We start from the raw sequence: 18,045 nt of genomic DNA on the forward strand, positions 1-18,045 counted from the left end.
GGGCTAGGACCGTGGAGGGGTGCTGTCAATCGGCGGGGGATGAGCTAGGACGGGTGCATGAGCCAGACCCGCATTCCGATCGTCATCTATGGTCCTGTGTCATCCTATCTGGAAGAGCAGCTGAAAGCCCGGTTCCAGGTGCATGAGGTTGGAGCGGATGTTGACCCGTCGGGCCTGCCCGACGCGGTGCGGGAAGCGCGAGCGCTGGTGTCGTTCGGGGCGGTCGGCGCTTCTGCCGCGATCATGGATGCGCTGCCCCGGCTGGAGATGATCGGGCTGTTTTCGGTTGGCTATGACAAGGTCGATGTCGCGCACGCCAAGGCGAAGGGCATCAAGGTCAGCAACACACCCGACGTGCTGACCGACGATGTGGCCGATCTGGCGGTGGGCCTGCTTTATGCGACCGTGCGCAATATTGCTGCCAACGATCGGATGGTGCGGTCTGGCAGCTGGGCGCGGGGTGGCACGGCGCCGTTGAGCGGCAGCGTAACGGGGCGCAGGATCGGGATATTGGGACTGGGCCGGATCGGGCGAGCGATCGCGCGGCGGCTGGAGCCGATGGCAAGCGAGATCATTTATCATAACCGCAGACCTGCACCGGACGCCCCCTATCGCTATGTGGCCGACCGCATCGCCTTCGCGCGAGAGAGCGAGGCGATGATCGTCGCGACATCGGGCGGGCCGGAAGCGCACGGGCTGGTCGATGCGGCGATGCTGGAGGCGCTGGGGCCGCAGGGCGTGCTGATCAACATCAGCCGGGGGAGCGTCATCGATGAGGACGCGCTGGTCGCGGCGCTGGCGGAAGGTCGGGTCGGTGGCGCCGGGCTGGACGTGTTCGCGCAGGAGCCGCACGTGCCCGAGGCTTTGTTCGCCATGGATAATGTCGTGCTGCAACCGCATCAGGGTAGCGCCACGGTGAACACGCGCAAGGCGATGGCAGACCTTGTGCTTGCCAATCTGGACTCATGGGCGGCGGGCCAGCCGCTGGTCACGCCGGTACGATAGCAGCGCTTTGCCTTTGGCGCGGATGACGCTAAAGCCCGGCCATGACGAAACCTGCACCCAAGGAATGGATTCTGGGCATTTCGCCCTATGTGCCGGGCAAGGCGGCGGCGGATGACGGGCGTCCGCTGATCAAGCTGAGCGCAAATGAAAACCCGCTGGGCACCGGCGAAGCGGCGCGGGCAGCAATGATCGCGGCGACGGCGGACCTTGCGACCTATCCCGATCCGGGCGCGGCGAAGATGCGCGAGGCGATTGCGGGGGTGCATGGCCTTGATCCCGCTCGGGTGATCTACGGCACCGGATCGGACGAGCTGCTGCACATTGCCGCGAGCGCCTATGCCGGGCCGGGGGACGAGATACTTTACGTCCATTACGGCTTTTCGGTTTACGACATCGCCGCGCGGCGGGTCGGCGCGACCCCGGTGATCGCGCCGGACAAGGATTATGCGACCGATGTGGACGCGCTGCTCGCCTGCGTGACGGAAAAAACGAAGGTCGTTTTCCTGGCCAATCCCAACAATCCGACGGGCACCATGACGCCGCGCGAGGAGATTGCGCGGCTGCACGCGGCGCTGCGGCCGGACATTTTGTTCGTGCTGGATCAGGCCTATGCCGAATATCTGGACCCGCAAGAAGATGATGGCGGGCTGGAGCTGGCGAAGAACGCCGCCAATGTGCTGGTGACCCGCACCTTCTCCAAAATCTACGGCCTCGCCGCTGAGCGGATTGGATGGGGCTATGCCAGCGCGGAGATCATCGACGCGCTGCATCGTATCCGCGCGCCGTTCAATGTCACCACAGCCGGACAGGCGGCGGCGATCGCGGCGGTGAAGGATCAGGCGTGGGTGGATGCCAGCCGGGCGCACAATCGCACATGGCGGGCTTGGCTGGCCGATGAGGTTGCTTCGCTGTCCAATCATGGCCTGCGGGCGGTGCCGAGCAAGGCAAATTTCCTTTTGATCCTGTTCAACGGCAAGCTGACCGCCGAGGCAGCAATGAAGGGGCTGTGGGACGAAGGCTTTGCGACGCGCTGGCTGCCCGGCCAGGGGCTGCCCAATGGCCTGCGCATCACCATCGGCACCGAAGAACAGGTGCGCGCGGTCGCGGCGAAGCTGCGGGCGATGGCGGAGGCGGCCTGAACCATGCTGCCTTTCTCCCGCGTCACCATCATCGGCCTTGGCCTGATCGGCTCATCGCTCGCGCGGGCGATCCGCGAATATATGCCCACCGTTCGGGTGACGGGGCATGACGCCGATCCAAATGTGCGGCAGATCGCGCGGGCGATCGACCTGTGCGACGATGTGACCGACACGGCCGGTGCCAGCGTGACCGACGCCGACCTGGTCGTGCTGTGCGTGCCGGTACGGGCCATGGGCGCGGCGGCGGCGGAGATTGCGGACGATCTGCCCGCCGATGCGATCGTGAGCGATGTGGGATCATGCAAGGCCGATGTGCTGGCGCAGCTGAACGCGGCCCTGCCCGGACGGGCCATCATCCCCGCGCATCCGGTCGCCGGGACAGAGAATAGCGGGCCTGAGGCGGGTTTCGCCAGCTTGTTCCAAGGCCGCTGGTGCATCATCACGCCGCCTGCCGGAGCCGATCCGGCGGCGGTCGAGCGCATTTCCGAACTATGGCATCGCGTCGGCGCGGATGTCGAGACGATGGACCCGCAGCATCATGACCTGGTGCTGGCGGTGACAAGCCATCTGCCGCACCTGATCGCCTACACCATCGTCGGCACGGCGAGCGATCTGGAAGACGTGACCCAGTCCGAGGTCATCAAATATTCCGCAGGCGGTTTTCGCGACTTCACCCGTATCGCGGCGTCCGATCCCACCATGTGGCGCGACGTGTTCCTGGCGAACAAGGACGCTGTGCTGGAAATGCTACAGCGTTTCTCCGAGGACCTGTCGGCTTTGCAGCGGGCGATCCGGTGGAATGACGGGGACACGCTGTTCAACCTGTTCACCAAGACGCGGGCCATCCGCCGGTCGATCATCGAACAGGGGCAGGACGATCCCAAGCCAGATTTTGGGCGGCGTCACTAGGACCGATCTTCTTACACGGAAGCATCGGCATTAAGGCTGATTTTCCGTCACCCCGGACTTGATCCGGGGTCCCACTGCCTCGGCAGCGTCAGAAAAGAAGCGGGACCCCGGATCAAGTCCGGGGCGACGGTCACTCAAATAGGATCATGCTCTAAGGCTTCGCGCCTTTTATCCGGGATCACTCGACCGCGTTTGGGTTAAGCTTGTCAAAGGCATGCGCGGGATTCAGCGCGTTGATCGCGGCATGGACGCGGATTTCGGCGTCTCGGCGGTCCAGGCCGGTCGGGATCACTTCCCCGACCTTGTAGGTGATGACGCCCGCGCGCTTCAGGAATTTGCCGCGCGGGGAAAGGCGCCCGCTGTCGATCGCGATCGGAACGACGGGCAAAGCGAGGAGGGAATAAAGGCCCGCGAAACCCGCCCGCAACGGCGGCGCCTCGCCATGAGGGACGCGCGTACCTTCTGGAAAGAGGCAAACGGCGCGGCCCTGATCGGTTGCGGCGCGGGCGGCGGCTCGCAGGGTCCGCAGGGCGCTGGCCCCAGCGGTGCGCTCGACCGGGATAAGGCCGTACAGCCGACCGATACGGCCCCACAAAGGAATGTCGAGCAGTTCGCGCTTGGCGGCGATGACCGGGCGATCGAAGATGCAGAGCAGGTCGATCGTTTCAAACATCGACTCATGCTTGACGATATAGAGATAGTTGCCGTGCGGCAGGTTGCCTTCGATCCGCACTTTTTGCCCGAGAATCCAGCGCGCGCAGGATCGGTGGAAGCGGCCCCATGCCGTTGCCACGACCGGAACCCCAGCAGGCCATGGCCATGCCACAGCCAGAGCAGCAAGAACCAGCAGCAAGGAGCCGCTGTAGAATATCAGCGTGAAGACGAGCGAGCGCAGGGCGGTGATCATAAGGCCGTTCTTCAAATCCCGACGAGCGCGGCGGCGCGGCGGAGGAGATATTTATTATATTCGCGCATCAGCATCCTGAGGCTCGGCCTGCTCGGCACGGCGTCATAGACGATCGTCAGATTGCCCGGCACCGCCTGGCGCAGTTCAAGCGCGGCGCGGCGCATGTGCCAGTCCGTTGTGATGAGGCGGACGGTGCGGAAGTCCCTGCGCTCCAGCCAATGGGCGGTTTCGATGGCGTTGGAGCGGGTGTCGATCGCTTCACGGCCCAGGGTGATGCAGCAGGAAAATAGCCGTTCGGGCCTTTCATATTGCGCCGCCAGCTCCGCCGGGCGGACGGAACGATCAACGCCAGAGATCAGCATTCGCTTTGCCGCCCCTTCTTCAAGCAGGGCAAGGCCGCGGTCGATCCGGCCCGCGCCGCCCGTCAGCACGACGATGGCGTCTGTCGGGCGGCCATCGAGCGGTTGGGGCAGGAAAATCGCAAACCAGGCGAAACCCAATATCCAGGCGAGCAATGTCACCGCAAAGAGGCGGACGATCATAGCAACCGCCCCAGGGACCGCAGGACGGTCCACCGTGCGGCTAGCGTCGAGAGTAGGACGCCGCCTATGGGCAGGGTGGCAAGGATCAGCCAACTGCTCCACGGCAGGCTGATCGCCGCCAGCAGATCAGACCCTGTCGCCGCGAGCCGGGTGCCCAGCAGGATGATGACCAGCAACGCGGTGACGAAGCCCAGCAGGCCGCCGAACAGCGCGTCGAGGCCGATGCGCCGCTGAAATAGCCGGGCGATCTGCACATCGGTGGCGCCCATCAGGTGGAGCACGTCGATCGTGCCGCGATGGCTGTCATGCGCGGCACGCGCGGCAAGCACGACGATCGCGGCGGTGGCGAGCGCCATCAACAGGACAATACCAGCGGCGAGGCCACCTAGCGCGGCAAGCAGGCTGCCGAGCGGCTGGAGGAAGGCGGCGTGGGGTTCGACGCGGATGTTCGGCGACAGGGTCGCGAGGACGCGGCCTAGCCGCTGCACCTTGGCCGCCGTCGCGCCGGGGGTCAGTTCGACATCGATCAGCGCCGGGATGGGCAGGTCGCCGCTCGCGGCATCCTGGCCGAGCCAGGGACGAATCTGTTCGGCGAGGGTCGCCGGATCGACCGGATGGACGGCGCGCACGTCAGCGGATTTGCGGAGCAGGCGGGCTGCGGCGCCGCTCAGCGCCTCGCGACGATCGGCATTGGCCTCGACAATCTGGACCGTGGCGCGTCCGGCAAGGTCGGCGCCGACCGACTGCACCGCCGCCGCAAGGCCAAGGCCAGAGGCGGCGGCAAGGACGGTCAGGAACATCATGATCGCGATCACCCAGGGCATGGGTCCGGCGACGCGGCCTTCGGGCAGAAGCCGGTGGCGGGCGGCGGCGGCGGCGCGGCGGTCTGCGCCCGTCATGACGCTGCCGCGCCCTGCGGCCGGGGCGGGTAGCGCAGTGATCCCGTGGGATCGGACAGACGGCCCTTGTCCAGCCGCATCATCTGCGCGCCTTCGACCTGACCGATGAGCGGCAGGTCGTGGGTCGCGACGACGATGGTGGTGCCGAGGCGGTTGAGCGCTTCGAACAGGGTGAGCAGGCGGCGAGCCATGTCGGCATCGACGTTGCCGGTGGGTTCGTCGGCGACAAGGATTTCGGGCCGGGCGATGACGGCGCGGGCGATGGCGACGCGCTGCTGCTCTCCGCCCGAGAGTGTCGCCGGGCGCGCCTGCCCCCGGTCACCAAGGCCGACCCAATTGAGCATCTCCGAGACCGAAGCGTCGATCTCGCTTTCCTCCATGCCCGCGACCCGGAGCGGTAGGGCGATATTGTCATAGGCGGACAGGTGGGCGACCAGCCGGAAGTCCTGGAAAACGACGCCGATGCGGCGGCGAAAGCCTGGCAGGCGCTTGCGGGGGAGCGTCACCACATCCTCCCCGAACAGCCGGATGACGCCGCGACTGGGGCGCTGGGCCAAGTAAAGGAGCTTCAGCAGCGACGTCTTGCCCGCGCCCGACGCGCCGGTCAGGAAATAGAAGCCGCCGCCATGCAGCGAGAAGCTGACGTCGGACAGCGTTTCGCTGTCCAGACCATAGCGCAGGCCGACATTTTCGAACTGGACGATCGCCGACATGTTTCGATGAATGCGCCCGCGCGCTCCCTGCTTCCCCTTGGGTACAGCCATGGCACAGCGGGCAGGCAGGCGTAAAGCGCCAAGCGCCATCATCCACCGAGTCGCGGCATCTTCGGCCTCCCCATTCAATGCCGCTTGCCCTCGAGTCCAAGCCATGGCTATGAAGCGTCATGATCCTGGTGTGTCCCAATTGCGCCACGCGCTATATTGTGCCGGACAGCGCCGTCGGCCCCGATGGCCGCCAGGTTCGCTGCGCCTCCTGCAAACATAGCTGGTTCCAGGAAGGTGCGGCTCTGCCGGTCAGGGAAAAGGCCGTGGAGATGGCGGAAGCGCCCGTCGCCGCCGAAGCGCGCCCTGCCCCACCGCCGCCTGTTGCCTCTGCTCCGCCTCCTCCTGCTGCGCCTGTCGAGGCTCCGGCGGAGCCCGCTCGGGTAGTAGAAGCGGTAGCTGCGCCGATACCCGAGCCAGTGGCAGTCGCGCCGAGCATGTCAGCAGCGCAGACCGATAATAGCGTCGATGACATTTACGGCCGGCACCGCGAGGAACCTGCGGAAAGCTACGCCGCGCCGGTCAGGCCGCGCCGCAATCGCCTGAAGCTGTGGACCTATGCGGCAGTGCTTTTCTGCCTTGCGGTTGGCGGCATTGGGGGCGCGCTCTGGTATTTCGGCACGCCAAGCTGGGCGGTCAATCTGGGCTTTGTTTCGGAAGAGGGCGATCCGGACCTGCTATTCTACCTGTCCAAGCCCGCTGAGCGGCGCAAGCTGCCGACCGGGGAGGAATATTTCGCCTTTGGCGCGCGGATCGTGAACAGCGGGAAGCAGACTTTGCCGGTGCCGCCGGTGCTGGTGCAGTTGCGTGATCAGCAGAACCGGCTGGTGTTCAGCTGGACGACGAAGGCGGATCGCACGAGCCTGAAACCGGGCGAGGAAGCGTCGATCAATGAAAGCCGGATCGACATTCCGAAAAACGCCGAGAATTTGTCGCTGACCTTCGTTCAGTAAGCGGCCAGCCTCGATTACCCCATCTCCGTTCGGGCTGAGCCTGTCGAAGCCCCTTCTTTTTCAAGAAAGTAAGCCCTTCGACAAGCTCAGGGCGAACGGTCATTGTGGGGCGGATGGTTTCACGGATAGCTCACCGTTTTGGGCCGCCCCTTCGGGATCGGGATGAATTCCTGATCATCGCCGGGGATCAGCGGGAAGCGCATCGCCTCCCAATCCTCGCGCGCCTGATAGAGGCGATCGGTCGAAGAGGAGACGAAGTTCCACCAGACATGGCGCGGCGTCTTGAACGCCTCGCCCCCGCAATACATTACGCGGCCGCCATCGACGCTCATCAATGTGGCGCGGGTGCCGGGACGCAGGACGTAGAGCGTCTGGGGCAACAGCGCGACGCCATCGAGCGCCGCGTCTCCGCCAGCGACATAGATGGCGCGCTCATCCGCATCGGTGTCGATCGGCACGGTTCCGCCGGGTGACAGCTGAATATCGGCATAGATGGTGTCGGCATAAGTCGTGACCGGCGACGTCGCGCCCCACAGGCTGCCCATGATCACGCGCGCGCTGGCCCGGCCGCAGTCGATCACAGGCAAGCCGCCTTCGCTGACATGTTCGAAGGCTGGCGCCATTTCCTCGATGCCATCGGGCAGGGCGAGCCATGTCTGAATGGCCGAGATTTTGGACTCGCGCACGCGGTCGCTGTCGGGGGAGCGTTCGGAATGGACGATGCCGCTGCCCGCGGTCATCAGGTTGACCGCGCCCGGCTCGATCAACTGCTCCGTGCCCAATGAGTCCCGATGCAGGAATGCGCCCTCGAACATATAGGTGACCGTCGAGAGATTGATGTGCGGGTGCGGGCGCACGTCGATGCCTTGGCCCGCGCCGATCTTCGCGGGTCCGGCCTGATCGAAGAAGATGAAGGGGCCGACCATCGTCCGGCCCGGCGCGGGCAGTGAACGATGGACGCGGAAGTCGCCCAGATCATGGGTGGTCGGGCTAACGGTCTGGATGACGAGGTCGTCTAACGTCATGAGCTTTCCCCTGATCAGGCTTCGCCGGGCGCGCGGGCCTTGATCGCCAGCGCGTGAACCTTGTCGCGCAGCAGATCGGCGAGCGCGGCGTTGACCAGCCGCTGGCGGGCTACACGGTTTTTCGCCGCGAACTCGGCCGAGACGATCTCCACCGTGAAATGGCTTTCGCCCGATCCGTCATGCCCCGCATGACCGCGATGCTTCTCGCTGTCGTCGATCACGGCGAGATGCTCTGGCGACAGGGCGGCGCGCAGCCGCTGTTCGATTTCCGTGGCCACCGGGCCTTTCAGTTGGGTGCTCATCGCCCCTATATAGGCCCTTTGTTCCATCATGCATCAGGGCAATCTTGTCTACCGACCCGTACTCGACCCGCCGTTTCAACCGCTTCCATGGTCGCGTGGAAAGTGACCGCCCCTGCGCGGTCGATGGGTGCGCCGAACCCGGAGAGTTTCGCGCGCCGCCGCTGGAGGGCGCGTCAAATCAGGAAGGTCCGCGCTGGCGCTGGCTGTGCCTCGACCATGTGCGCGAATTCAACCAGGGCTATAATTTCTTCACCGGCATGAGCCCGGATGAAATCGCCGCTGCCCAACGACCCTTTGCGGGGTGGGAGCGGGAGACGCGCGCCTTTTCGTCTAACGCCACCAGCCCGCCGCCCAAATGGTCCGACTTCCAGGACCCGCTCGACGCGATCGGCGCCAAGTTCAAGGAGCGGGTGGCAAAAGCACGAGCCGACGCGCAGATGCGCGAGGACGGCAAATTCCTGTCCAAGGAAGATCGCAAGGCGCTGTCTGTCATGGGCCTCCCCATCGATGCGGATCGCAAGGCGTTGCGACAGCGTTATACCGAGCTGCTGCGGCGCTATCATCCCGACCATAATGGAGGCGACCGTAGCCACGAAAGCGCATTGCAGGGCGTGATCGAAGCCTATGGGCTGCTGCGCAAGGCGGCTGCCTTCGCGTGAATGGGCAGGCCGCGCCGGATGGATTGGCCACTCGACACCGGCCTTCGCCATGGGTTACGGCGGAGGAGAGCGAATAGAAAGAAGAGCAATGACCGACATTCCCAACGTCCAGCCCGATACCCGATCAGAGACGCTGCTGGCTGCGCCCGACCGTGAGGTGGATGCGCGGGAAGTGTTCGGCATTGACGTCGATCTGAAAATCCCGGCCTTTTCCGAAGCGGACGAGCGGGTGCCGGATCTCGACCCCGCTTATGTGTTCGACCCGGATACCACGCTCGCAATTCTGGCGGGTTTTGCCTATAACCGGCGCGTCATGGTGCAGGGCTATCATGGCACCGGCAAGTCGAGCCATATTGAGCAGGTTGCGGCGCGGCTGCGCTGGCCCTGCATCCGCATCAACCTGGACGCGCATATCAGCCGTATCGACCTGGTCGGCCGTGATGCGATCGTGCTGCGGGATGGACAGCAGGTGACGGAGTTCCGGGAGGGATTGCTGCCCTGGGCGTTGCAGCGCCCGGTAGCATTGGTGTTCGACGAGTATGATGCCGGGCGCCCCGATGTCATGTTCGTGATCCAGCGCGTACTGGAAACCGACGGCAAGATGACGCTACTCGACCAGAACCGCGTGATCCGACCCAATCCGCATTTCCGTCTGTTCGCCACGGCCAATACCGTGGGTCTGGGCGACACGACCGGCCTCTATCATGGCACGCAGCAGATCAACCAGGGCCAGATGGACCGGTGGAATCTGGTGGTGACGCTCAATTACCTGCCCGCCGCGACCGAAGCGCAGATCGTGCTCGCCAAGTCGGGCGAGTACGACCATGAAGGCGGCCGCAAGGAAGTCGAGAATATGATCAAGGTGGCGGAATTGACCCGCCAGGGCTTCATCAACGGCGACATTTCCACCGTTATGAGCCCGCGTACTGTGATCAGCTGGGCGCAGAATGCGTTGATCTTCAACAATATCGGTTTTGCCTTCCGCCTGTCCTTCCTCAACAAATGCGATGAGGCGGAACGGCCGCTGGTGGCGGAATATTATCAGCGCGTATTCGGCAAGGACCTGCCCGAAAGCGTCGCCCACCGGGCGGCCTGACGCAATGATAGTCGTAGAGCGCATCGCGCCGGATGGCAGCGCGCACCGGGTCAACATCCGGGGCCATGAGCTGATCGTCGATATGACGCCGCCTGACGGGCATGATGCCGGACCTGATCCGCATGACCTGTATGATTCGGCATTGGGTGCGTGCAAGGCGATGACGATGCTGTGGTATGCGCAGCGCAAGGGCATTCCGGTCGAGGGCATCCATGTTGGCGTCATCCGTGACGCGAGTGAGGAACGGGACGGCATCTACCGGCTGACGACGCGGATCGCGCTGAGCGGGCCGTTGTCGCAGGAGCAGCATGACACGCTGGTCGGCGTCGCCGCGCGCTGTCCGGTTCACAAGCTGATGAGCGAAGTCGAGACGCGGATTGAGACGATCGCCGTGCCGCCAGTTGGCGAAGGTGAACGGCCGTGACGGAAACCAGCGCCCTGGTCGCTGATCAGCGCCGCCTGCCGTTGGAGCGCGCGTTCAACCTGCGTGACTTTGGTGGCTATGCGACGGCGGATGGGCGTGTGGTTCGTCGGGGCGCGCTTTTTCGGTCGGGGACGATGGCGTTGCTGAGCGATGCGGACGCCGCGCATCTGCGGTCGCTCGGCATCCGGGCGATCTGCGATTTCCGCAGGGGCAATGAACGCAGCGCCGAACCCACGATCTGGCACGGGGCGGAGGTCGATTATTTTTGCCGCGATTATAGCGAAAGCAGCGGCGTTCTGGGCGAGATGCTGAAGCGGAAGGATGCGACCGCGCAGGACATGCGTGACGCGATGATCGCGCTCTATCGCGCCATTCCGGCGGACCACGCCGCATCCTATCGGGCGATGTTCGCGCAGATTGCCGCCGGGCGCCTGCCGATCATCATCAACTGTTCGGCTGGCAAGGACCGCACCGGCGTTGGCGCGGCGCTGATCCTGGCGGCTTTGGGCGTGCCGCGTGAGACGATCGTCGAGGATTATCTGCTGACCAAAGAGCATGCCGATTGGCATTGGCTGCTGAACCAGCGCAACTCATTGGTTGCGCGGGCATGGTCGACCCGTGCGGAGGCGCTGGAGCCAGTGCTGACGGTCAATGTGGCTTATCTGGACAGTCTGTTCGCGGAGCTGGACGCCAACCATGGCGGGATCGAGGGGTATCTGGCCGGGTCGCTCGGTGTTGACGAGGCTGCTAGCCAAGTCCTGCGCGAAAGGCTGCTCGACTGATGGCGGAGCGGTCGCCTCTGGATGCCTTCAAGGACGTGCTGTCGGGCGCGGCTCGATCGATCGCGCGCGATGCAGAGGTGGAGGTGGGCTTTACCGCCGACGCGCCGCACATGGCGGGCAAGGCGATCAAGGTGCCGACTCCGGGCCGGAACCTGCCGCCCGATCAGGTGGCGCTCGCTCGCGGGTTTGCTGACGCGAATGCGCTGCGCCTGCGTCACCATAATGCGCGGATGCATACGGCCGCTGCGCCAGCCGACGCGACCGCCCGTGCTGTTTATGACGCGGTCGAGCAGGCGCGGGTGGAGGCGATTGGATCGCGGGCGATGGAAGGGGTGCGCGACAACCTCAACCATGCGTTGGACTTGCGGCTGAAATCGGACCCACTGCGCCGGGCGCGATCCGCCGATGAAGTGCCGCTTTCGACTGCGCTGGCGTTGAAGGTGCGCGAGCGATTGACCGGCCAGCCCGTCCCCAAGGATGCCGTCACCGGCATGGCGATGGTCGATGCGTGGATTGAGGAGAAGGCGGGCGCCGATCTCGATGCGCTGGGCCTCGCCATCGACGATCAGCGCGCCTTTCAGAAGCTGGCGCAGGCGATGCTGGAGCATCTGCAACTCGTTGAAAGCGATATGCCGCCTCAAACCGAGGAGGAGGAGCCGCAGGACGAAGGCGAGGACGAGCAAGAGCAGCAGGAAGAAGGCGACTCTGGCGAGGAGGACGCTGGCGACAGCGACATGAACGCCCAGGCGCGCGCCGAGGATCAGGGCGGCGACACCGAGGAAGGCGAGACCGAATATAGCGACGATTTCGACGCCGACAGCGATGAAGGCGCCGACGACATGGGCGATGAGGGCATGATGCCCGTCCGTCCCAACCGGCCGATGTCCGACTTGCCGCCCGGTTTCGACTATAAGCCCTATACGGTCGCGCATGACGAGGTGGTGACCGCCGAGGACCTGTGTGACGAGGATGAGCTGAACCGCCTGCGCGGTTTTCTCGACCAGCAGTTGGTGAGTTTGCAGGGCGCGGTGACGAAACTCGCCAACCGGCTCCAACGGCGGTTGATGGCCCAGCAGTCGCGGTCGTGGGACTTCGATCAGGAGGAAGGGCTGCTCGATGCCGCGCGGCTGGCGCGGATCGTCATCGATCCCACCCGGTCACTTTCCTACAAGATCGAGCGGGATACCGAGTTTCGCGATACGGTCGTCACGCTGCTGATCGATAATAGTGGTTCGATGCGCGGGCGGCCGATCAGCATCGCCGCGATCAGCGCAGACATCATGGCGCGGACGCTGGAGCGCTGTGGGGTCAAGACGGAGATATTGGGCTTCACGACGCGCGCCTGGAAGGGTGGGCAGAGCCGGGAAGCCTGGCTGGCCGCCGGACGGCCGCCGATGCCGGGACGCCTCAACGACCTGCGGCACATCATCTACAAGAAGGCCGACGAGCCGTGGCGCCGGGCGCGGCGGAATCTGGGCCTGATGATGCGCGAGGGGCTGCTGAAGGAGAATATCGACGGCGAGGCGCTGCTGTGGGCGCATAGCCGCTTGATTGCCCGCAATGAGGAACGGCGCATCCTGATGGTGATTTCCGATGGTGCGCCGGTGGATGATTCCACCCTGTCGGTGAACAGCGGCACCTATCTGGAGCGCCATCTGCGGCAGGTGATCGAGTGGATCGAGAACCGGTCGCCCGTGCAGCTGGTGGCGATCGGCATCGGTCATGACGTCACCCGCTATTATCGGCGGGCCGTCACCATCATGGATGCCGAACAACTCGGTGGGACGATGGTGGAGCAGTTGGCCGGGCTGTTCGACGAAGATTAGGCCGAAACTGTCCCGGCTTGGCCATCTGAGCCCGGCCTTCCCTTGAAAAGAAGATCGGCGATCTCGACCTTGGGATAGGGGTGGGCAGGCGTTTTTGAGGAGTGTGCCATGAGTGTCGCCTTTCGCCGCGAGAGCGACGAGGAGCATCTGGAGCCGACGTTCGAGATTCCGATTCCACCTGGGCCCAATTGGGTGACGACGCGCGGGCTGCGGCTGACGCGCGAGAAGGTCGAGGCGCTGGAAGCGATTGATGCGGCGGCCATGGCTGAAGAGGATGCGAAGAAGCATAAGCGCGAGCTGCGCTACTGGCGCACGCGGCTGGCGACGGCGCATCTTCAGCCAGCAGCGGCGGGGGGCGCGGTGACCTTTGGTTCGCGCGTGACTTACCGGCTGAATGGCGCGGAAAAGCGGATCGACATTGTCGGCGATGACGAGGCGGCACCGGCGGAGGGGCGGATCGCCTTCACCGCACCGCTTGCGCGCGCGATGATGGATGCGGAAGTGGATGAGGCAATCGACTTCGCTGGCAAGCCGGGCGCGATCACAATTCTCGCCATCGAGACGATCGACGGAGAATAGCGCCGGTCATCCAATGTCTTGCAATAGAAAAGCCCTCCAGTTCTATGCTGGAGGGCTTTTCTATGTGTCAGCCGTTGCGGCCAGCTTCGAACAGGAACCAGGCGCGCTCTTCGGCCTGGTCGGTCCAGTCATCGACAATGCCTTCGGTCGCGTTGTCACCCGCTTCGGTGGCGGCGGACTTGGCGGCGCGCAGCGATTCGACGAGGCGAAGATTATCCTCGCGCAGTTCGTTCAACATGTCGGCGGGGCTGACATATTCCGCGTCATTATCCTTGATCGACTGGTGACGGCCAATGTCGCCGATCGAACGCAGGGTGGTGTTGCCGGTCTTGCGCACGCGTTCCGCAATGGCATCCGTTACGGCCAGGATTTGCGCCGCCTGCTCATCGAACATCAGATGATAGTCGCGGAAATGCGGCCCCGACACATGCCAATGAAAATTCTTGGTCTTGAAATACAGCGCATAGCTGTCCGCGAGCACGCCGTTGAGCGCTTGCGCCACGGACTTTGTGGCGTTGCTGCGCAGGTCGGTGGGCGTCTTGAGATCGGGGGCTGTCATGTCATGCTCCTGGCTCGTGAAAATGATTTCGGGGGTATAATGATCTGATGGCGATAAGGTGCCATCTCAGGGCGGGAATTACCCGACGAAATCATCGCTCAGACTGATCCACTCCGTCGATAAGTAGAGCGCCTATGCCAGGCCCATGGCGGTCACGCCCAGCATTAAGGCGATGATCAGCATCAGTGCAGCGGCGGTCAGGCGGATCGCCCTGACGGGCTTTGCAGGCAAGATGCGGTCGCGGAGCAAGACGACCGGAACGAGCGCCGCCGTCACACCGAGTGCGCCGCCAATTCCAGCCAGCAGCGGTTCTGCCGTCCGCGTCGCGATGCCCAGGATCAGGAATTGGGAACCATCGCCAAAGCCAAGGATGAACAGCCCCAGCGCCGTGGTGAGGAACGGCCCTGTCGGCCATTCCGCGAGAGGATCGGGTGCTTTCACCCGCCAAAGGAGGCCTATGCCCAAAAACAGCACGGCCAGGGCAAGAAACAGCAGCCGCGCATCAGAGCCCAGCATTGGCGCCAGAAACGCGCCCGCGACGGCGGCGATCGCCGCATTAGCCGCAGCGGCCAGCATGATGCCCGCAATGATCGCGCCATCGCGGCTGAAACGCGTCGCCAGCGCCAGCACCAGTAATTGATTCTTGTCGCCAATCTCAGCCAGGAAGCATCCGAGCAGCGCGGTCAGCAATGCATCCATCGGCAGGGAAGGTCGTCAGCAGGAAAGCGGCGTTCCGGCGGTTGCTGCCGGTTTCGCTGCCATGAGTATCGGTATCACCTGCGCATCGGACATTTCCGCCGCGATGGCATCCCGCATGAGGTCGAGGTAGGACAGTATGACCGGCCCCGTGCCCTGCAAAGACAGCGCGGATTGCAGCGTGTCCGCCAGCCCTTCGACGCTGTCGAGATGATAGGCGCGGGCGACATGGCGAATCTGGTCAACTTCATCGCTCAATCGCAGCAGGCTCACCTGCCCGCGCTGCCCGGCAAGGCCGTCCACGCGGCGCAGCATGTCTGCAAGAATGGCCAGCATCGGATCATGTCGCATGGGAAGCATCCCCCTGTCCTGTCGCTCCGATGACAAGATGCATCGGAACCTGTTAAGGCCGCGTAAAGTCTAGCACGCGGCCCGTTCAGCCGCCACGCGCGTCTTGACATTATCCCGAATCTCCCTCATGGGCGGCTGCTGAAACGGGGCGGCCCTTCACGGGGCCGCTTCTCTTTTTCACGATATTCACGACCAGGAACCAGGGCCATGGCCAAGCCAGCAACCGTCAAGATTCGCCTCGTCAGCTCGGCTGACACCGGTTTCTTCTATGTTACCAAGAAGAACCCGCGCACGAAGACCGAGAAGCTGAGCTTCCGTAAGTACGACCCGGTCGTGCGCAAGCATGTCGAGTTCAAGGAAGCCAAGATCAAGTGATCTGAAGGCGGCTTCGGTCGCTTCGATCCATTTGATGGCTTCGATGGAAAAGGCCCGCCCCTGTCAGGGAGCGGGCCTTTCCTTGTGTCATTGAAACCGTGCTTCCGTTCGTTTCGAGCGTGTCGAGAAACGGTTTGAGAGGCTTCTCGACTTCGCTCGAAGCGAAGGGAGGAGGGCGCAAAGCCCTCCCACCAATCAGTTGCCGACTGGCTGACCGTCGGTGCGCGTCACGACGATGGTCGATGAGCGTGGCTGCTGCCCCGCGACCGGCCAGTCACCCGTGGGATGCTGGATGTTGACGAAGAAGGTCTTGAGGTCCGGCGTGTAGGCGATGCCGGTGATCTCACAGCCAGCGGGACCGACCAGGAAGCGCTTGGACTGCTTGCTGGTCTGATCGACATAGAACATCGCGTTGTGACCGAAGGCCTGATCGATGGTCGTGCCGGTCACGCCCGAATTGCCGGGGACACTGTGGTCCGTCTGCACCCACAGGCGGCCCTGCGGATCGATGCGGATGCCGTCAGGGCTGGAGAAGGTGTCTCCATTGATATTGCCGACCAGATTGGCCCCACCTGATGCCAGAGCGGGATCGCCCGCCAGCAGGAAGATTTCCCAGGTGAAGGTCGTCGCCAGCGGCGAATTGTCCTTCTCCTTGAACTTGATGATGTGGCCGTGAAGGTTGCGGGTGCGCGGATTGGCCGCGTCGGTGACCTGGCGACCGCTATTATTGGTCAGCGTGCAATAGACCGCGCTGTTGTCCGGTGCGACGGTGAGCCATTCCGGACGATCCATAACGGTGCCGCCCGCGACACGCGCAGCCGACTTGGTGTTGATCAGCACGTCCGCCTGGCTGTTGAAGTTGACGATGACGGGCGTGGGCGGCGTCGTGCTCTGGCTGATGTTGCCGGGGTCCGAAGCGCCGGGCAGCAGGCCGTTCTGCCCCTGCACCAATGCGCGCCATTCGCCCGTGCCGTCGGCGTTGAAGCGGGCTACGTAGAGCGTGCCATAATCCAGCAGGCCGGTATTGGCGGCACGGTTGGATGTGCTGAAAGCGCGATCGGGCACGAATTTGTAGATGCAGCCCGGCGTGCTGTCGTCACCCATGTAAAAGGCGGCGCGATTGTTGCTGTCGGCCATATGCGCGACATTTTCATGGTCGAAACGGCCCATGGCTGTGCGCTTCGTCGGATCGGCCAGTTCCTGATAGGGGTCGATTTCAACCACCCAGCCATAATTTTGCGGGGGCTGCGTCGGGTCGAGATAATTGTCGGTGGTCTCTTCGCAGGTCAGATATGTGTCCCAAGGCGTGCGGCCGGACGCGCAGTTGTTGAGCATGCCCTTGATCGTGCCGGACAGCTGGCCCGCGGCGGGGCCGCCCGCGCGATAGTTGCTGTTGCCGGTGTAACGCTTGTTGAAGCGCGAACCTGCCTTGATGGCCCATTTACCGTCAGTGCCCTTGGCGACTTCCACGACCGAGATACCGACTGCCGAAAGCGCCAACGCTTTCTGATCAGCAGTTGCGGTGGCGGCATCATAGCTGCCTGCGAACAGGATTTGGACGTCGGGATATTCATGGTTGATCGCGAGCAGACCGCCCCCGTTGGCGTCAACACCGGACAGCGCGAAATATTCCATGCCGTCATGGTTGCCGCCCGCCCATTTTTCAGCGTCGGCTGGGGTCGGGAAGCTGCCCGAATAGGGGGTGCCAGCTTCAACGGAGTCACCCGCTTTCAGCAGGACATCGACGGTGTACCCGGCTGGGACCGTGACCGTATCATTCTGATTGGCGGCAACAGGGGCAAAGGCGATCGCATAGCTGGGCGCGGGCGTCGGAGTAGGCGTGGGACTGGGGGTGGGAGTCGGGAAGGCGGTCTCATCATCATCGCAGGCCGCAAGCGTACCGAGCATCGGCAGAATGGAAAGCCCCAACAGACCGTTCTTCAGTACGGAACGGCGGCCGGGATTGGCGGCGACGATGGCTTCGAGGCAGTCGTTGCCTGCGTCGATCCTGGGTTCCGCATCGCGAAAAGGCGCGCGCGCCTCGTCGGTAAGGTGAGACATGAATTACCCCTGTTCCAGATCGGACTGTCGGCGGAATGCCGCGTCCCTGGGCCGGGGCTTGGCAGCGCTGCGTGAAATCAGCGCTTCATTTCAGGGACATGGGCATGAAAGACCGATGACGGTCTGATGACGATCACCGATAGAGCGCGCTGCGCTTAATTGGACGCAGGTCGCGCGCTCTAGTTTTGTTTTCGC

21 protein-coding genes are annotated in these 18,045 nt (G+C 64.0%); 11 read left to right on the forward strand and 10 right to left on the reverse strand.

Annotation, left to right across the window (positions count from 1 at the left end; genetic code table 11):
- The first annotated feature begins 57 nt into the window (after window positions 1-57).
- From ACZ5TH_RS10885 to ACZ5TH_RS10895, 3 genes are read left to right on the forward strand one after another with little or no spacing between them, the layout of a single operon-like run.
- A complete protein-coding gene (locus tag ACZ5TH_RS10885; protein WP_464793921.1) occupies window positions 58-1,005 on the forward strand; it encodes a 2-hydroxyacid dehydrogenase in 948 nt (315 codons plus the stop codon).
- 41 nt (window positions 1,006-1,046) lie between these two features.
- Window positions 1,047-2,144, forward strand: coding sequence for a histidinol-phosphate transaminase (gene hisC, locus ACZ5TH_RS10890; protein WP_464793922.1), 1,098 nt, complete (start codon window positions 1,047-1,049; stop codon window positions 2,142-2,144).
- Window positions 2,145-2,147: 3 nt separating this feature from the next.
- Window positions 2,148-3,053 (forward strand): prephenate/arogenate dehydrogenase family protein, encoded by a 906-nt coding sequence (locus ACZ5TH_RS10895; protein ID WP_460986994.1) that lies wholly within the window; start codon window positions 2,148-2,150, stop codon window positions 3,051-3,053.
- A gap of 178 nt (window positions 3,054-3,231) precedes the next feature.
- Here the strand turns inward: ACZ5TH_RS10895 and ACZ5TH_RS10900 are convergent, their stop codons facing one another.
- The 4 genes from ACZ5TH_RS10900 to ftsE are packed head-to-tail and all read right to left on the reverse strand — an operon-like array spanning window position 3,232 to window position 6,114.
- Window positions 3,232-3,960, reverse strand: coding sequence for a lysophospholipid acyltransferase family protein (locus ACZ5TH_RS10900; RefSeq protein WP_449474452.1), 729 nt, complete (start codon window positions 3,958-3,960; stop codon window positions 3,232-3,234).
- A gap of 11 nt (window positions 3,961-3,971) precedes the next feature.
- Entirely contained in the window at window positions 3,972-4,502 is a 531-nt protein-coding gene (locus ACZ5TH_RS10905) for a YdcF family protein (RefSeq protein WP_449474453.1), read from the reverse strand.
- Complete coding sequence (locus ACZ5TH_RS10910; protein ID WP_464793923.1) at window positions 4,499-5,401, reverse strand: cell division protein FtsX; 903 nt, start codon at window positions 5,399-5,401, stop codon at window positions 4,499-4,501. Before ACZ5TH_RS10910 ends, ACZ5TH_RS10905 begins: the two co-directional genes overlap by 4 nt.
- Window positions 5,398-6,114 (reverse strand): cell division ATP-binding protein FtsE, encoded by a 717-nt coding sequence (gene ftsE / locus ACZ5TH_RS10915; protein ID WP_196224841.1) that lies wholly within the window; start codon window positions 6,112-6,114, stop codon window positions 5,398-5,400. Before ftsE ends, ACZ5TH_RS10910 begins: the two co-directional genes overlap by 4 nt.
- 170 nt (window positions 6,115-6,284) lie before the next feature.
- On the opposite strand from ftsE, the gene ACZ5TH_RS10920 reads away from it, so the two are divergent.
- Window positions 6,285-7,115, forward strand: a complete 831-nt coding sequence (locus ACZ5TH_RS10920; protein WP_464793924.1) for an MJ0042-type zinc finger domain-containing protein — start codon at window positions 6,285-6,287, stop codon at window positions 7,113-7,115.
- Between the two features lie 119 nt (window positions 7,116-7,234).
- Here the strand turns inward: ACZ5TH_RS10920 and ACZ5TH_RS10925 are convergent, their stop codons facing one another.
- Window positions 7,235-8,140: a pirin family protein gene (locus tag ACZ5TH_RS10925; protein ID WP_449474456.1), complete on the reverse strand. Its 906-nt coding sequence runs from the start codon at window positions 8,138-8,140 to the stop codon at window positions 7,235-7,237.
- Window positions 8,141-8,154: 14 nt separating this feature from the next.
- On the reverse strand, window positions 8,155-8,442 hold the full coding sequence (locus ACZ5TH_RS10930; RefSeq protein ID WP_449474457.1) for a BolA family protein: 288 nt from the start codon (window positions 8,440-8,442) through the stop codon (window positions 8,155-8,157).
- Window positions 8,443-8,486: 44 nt separating this feature from the next.
- On the opposite strand from ACZ5TH_RS10930, the gene ACZ5TH_RS10935 reads away from it, so the two are divergent.
- From ACZ5TH_RS10935 to ACZ5TH_RS10960, 6 genes are all read left to right on the forward strand, one after another.
- A complete protein-coding gene (locus ACZ5TH_RS10935; RefSeq protein WP_464793925.1) occupies window positions 8,487-9,101 on the forward strand; it encodes a DnaJ domain-containing protein in 615 nt (204 codons plus the stop codon).
- 88 nt (window positions 9,102-9,189) lie between these two features.
- Window positions 9,190-10,197 (forward strand): cobaltochelatase subunit CobS, encoded by a 1,008-nt coding sequence (gene cobS / locus ACZ5TH_RS10940; RefSeq protein WP_464793926.1) that lies wholly within the window; start codon window positions 9,190-9,192, stop codon window positions 10,195-10,197.
- A gap of 4 nt (window positions 10,198-10,201) precedes the next feature.
- On the forward strand, window positions 10,202-10,621 hold the full coding sequence (locus ACZ5TH_RS10945; RefSeq protein WP_464793927.1) for an OsmC family protein: 420 nt from the start codon (window positions 10,202-10,204) through the stop codon (window positions 10,619-10,621).
- Window positions 10,618-11,403, forward strand: coding sequence for a tyrosine-protein phosphatase (locus ACZ5TH_RS10950; protein WP_464793928.1), 786 nt, complete (start codon window positions 10,618-10,620; stop codon window positions 11,401-11,403). Before ACZ5TH_RS10945 ends, ACZ5TH_RS10950 begins: the two co-directional genes overlap by 4 nt.
- The gene (cobT, locus tag ACZ5TH_RS10955; protein WP_464793929.1) at window positions 11,403-13,229 is read left to right on the forward strand and encodes a cobaltochelatase subunit CobT; all 1,827 of its coding nucleotides are present in this window, start codon (window positions 11,403-11,405) and stop codon (window positions 13,227-13,229) included. The genes ACZ5TH_RS10950 and cobT overlap by 1 nt, the downstream gene beginning before the upstream one ends.
- Before the next feature lie 108 nt (window positions 13,230-13,337).
- Window positions 13,338-13,808: a GreA/GreB family elongation factor gene (locus ACZ5TH_RS10960; protein ID WP_464793930.1), complete on the forward strand. Its 471-nt coding sequence runs from the start codon at window positions 13,338-13,340 to the stop codon at window positions 13,806-13,808.
- Between the two features lie 67 nt (window positions 13,809-13,875).
- Here ACZ5TH_RS10960 and ACZ5TH_RS10965 read toward each other — a convergent pair whose 3' ends face one another.
- The 3 genes from ACZ5TH_RS10965 to ACZ5TH_RS10975 form a co-directional block, all read right to left on the reverse strand.
- Window positions 13,876-14,367: a Dps family protein gene (locus ACZ5TH_RS10965; protein ID WP_196224850.1), complete on the reverse strand. Its 492-nt coding sequence runs from the start codon at window positions 14,365-14,367 to the stop codon at window positions 13,876-13,878.
- A gap of 132 nt (window positions 14,368-14,499) precedes the next feature.
- Window positions 14,500-15,066: a TMEM165/GDT1 family protein gene (locus ACZ5TH_RS10970; protein WP_464793931.1), complete on the reverse strand. Its 567-nt coding sequence runs from the start codon at window positions 15,064-15,066 to the stop codon at window positions 14,500-14,502.
- Between the two features lie 15 nt (window positions 15,067-15,081).
- Window positions 15,082-15,414, reverse strand: a complete 333-nt coding sequence (locus tag ACZ5TH_RS10975) for a hypothetical protein (protein WP_449474466.1) — start codon at window positions 15,412-15,414, stop codon at window positions 15,082-15,084.
- Between the two features lie 207 nt (window positions 15,415-15,621).
- Between ACZ5TH_RS10975 and rpmG the strand changes: the two genes are divergently transcribed.
- The gene (gene rpmG, locus ACZ5TH_RS10980; protein ID WP_007687342.1) at window positions 15,622-15,789 is read left to right on the forward strand and encodes a 50S ribosomal protein L33; all 168 of its coding nucleotides are present in this window, start codon (window positions 15,622-15,624) and stop codon (window positions 15,787-15,789) included.
- Window positions 15,790-15,984: 195 nt separating this feature from the next.
- Here the strand turns inward: rpmG and ACZ5TH_RS10985 are convergent, their stop codons facing one another.
- Window positions 15,985-17,850, reverse strand: coding sequence for a PhoX family protein (locus tag ACZ5TH_RS10985; RefSeq protein WP_464793932.1), 1,866 nt, complete (start codon window positions 17,848-17,850; stop codon window positions 15,985-15,987).
- Window positions 17,851-18,045 lie beyond the last annotated feature (195 nt).

This window comes from Sphingobium sp. TomTYG73 (genome assembly GCF_055394245.1).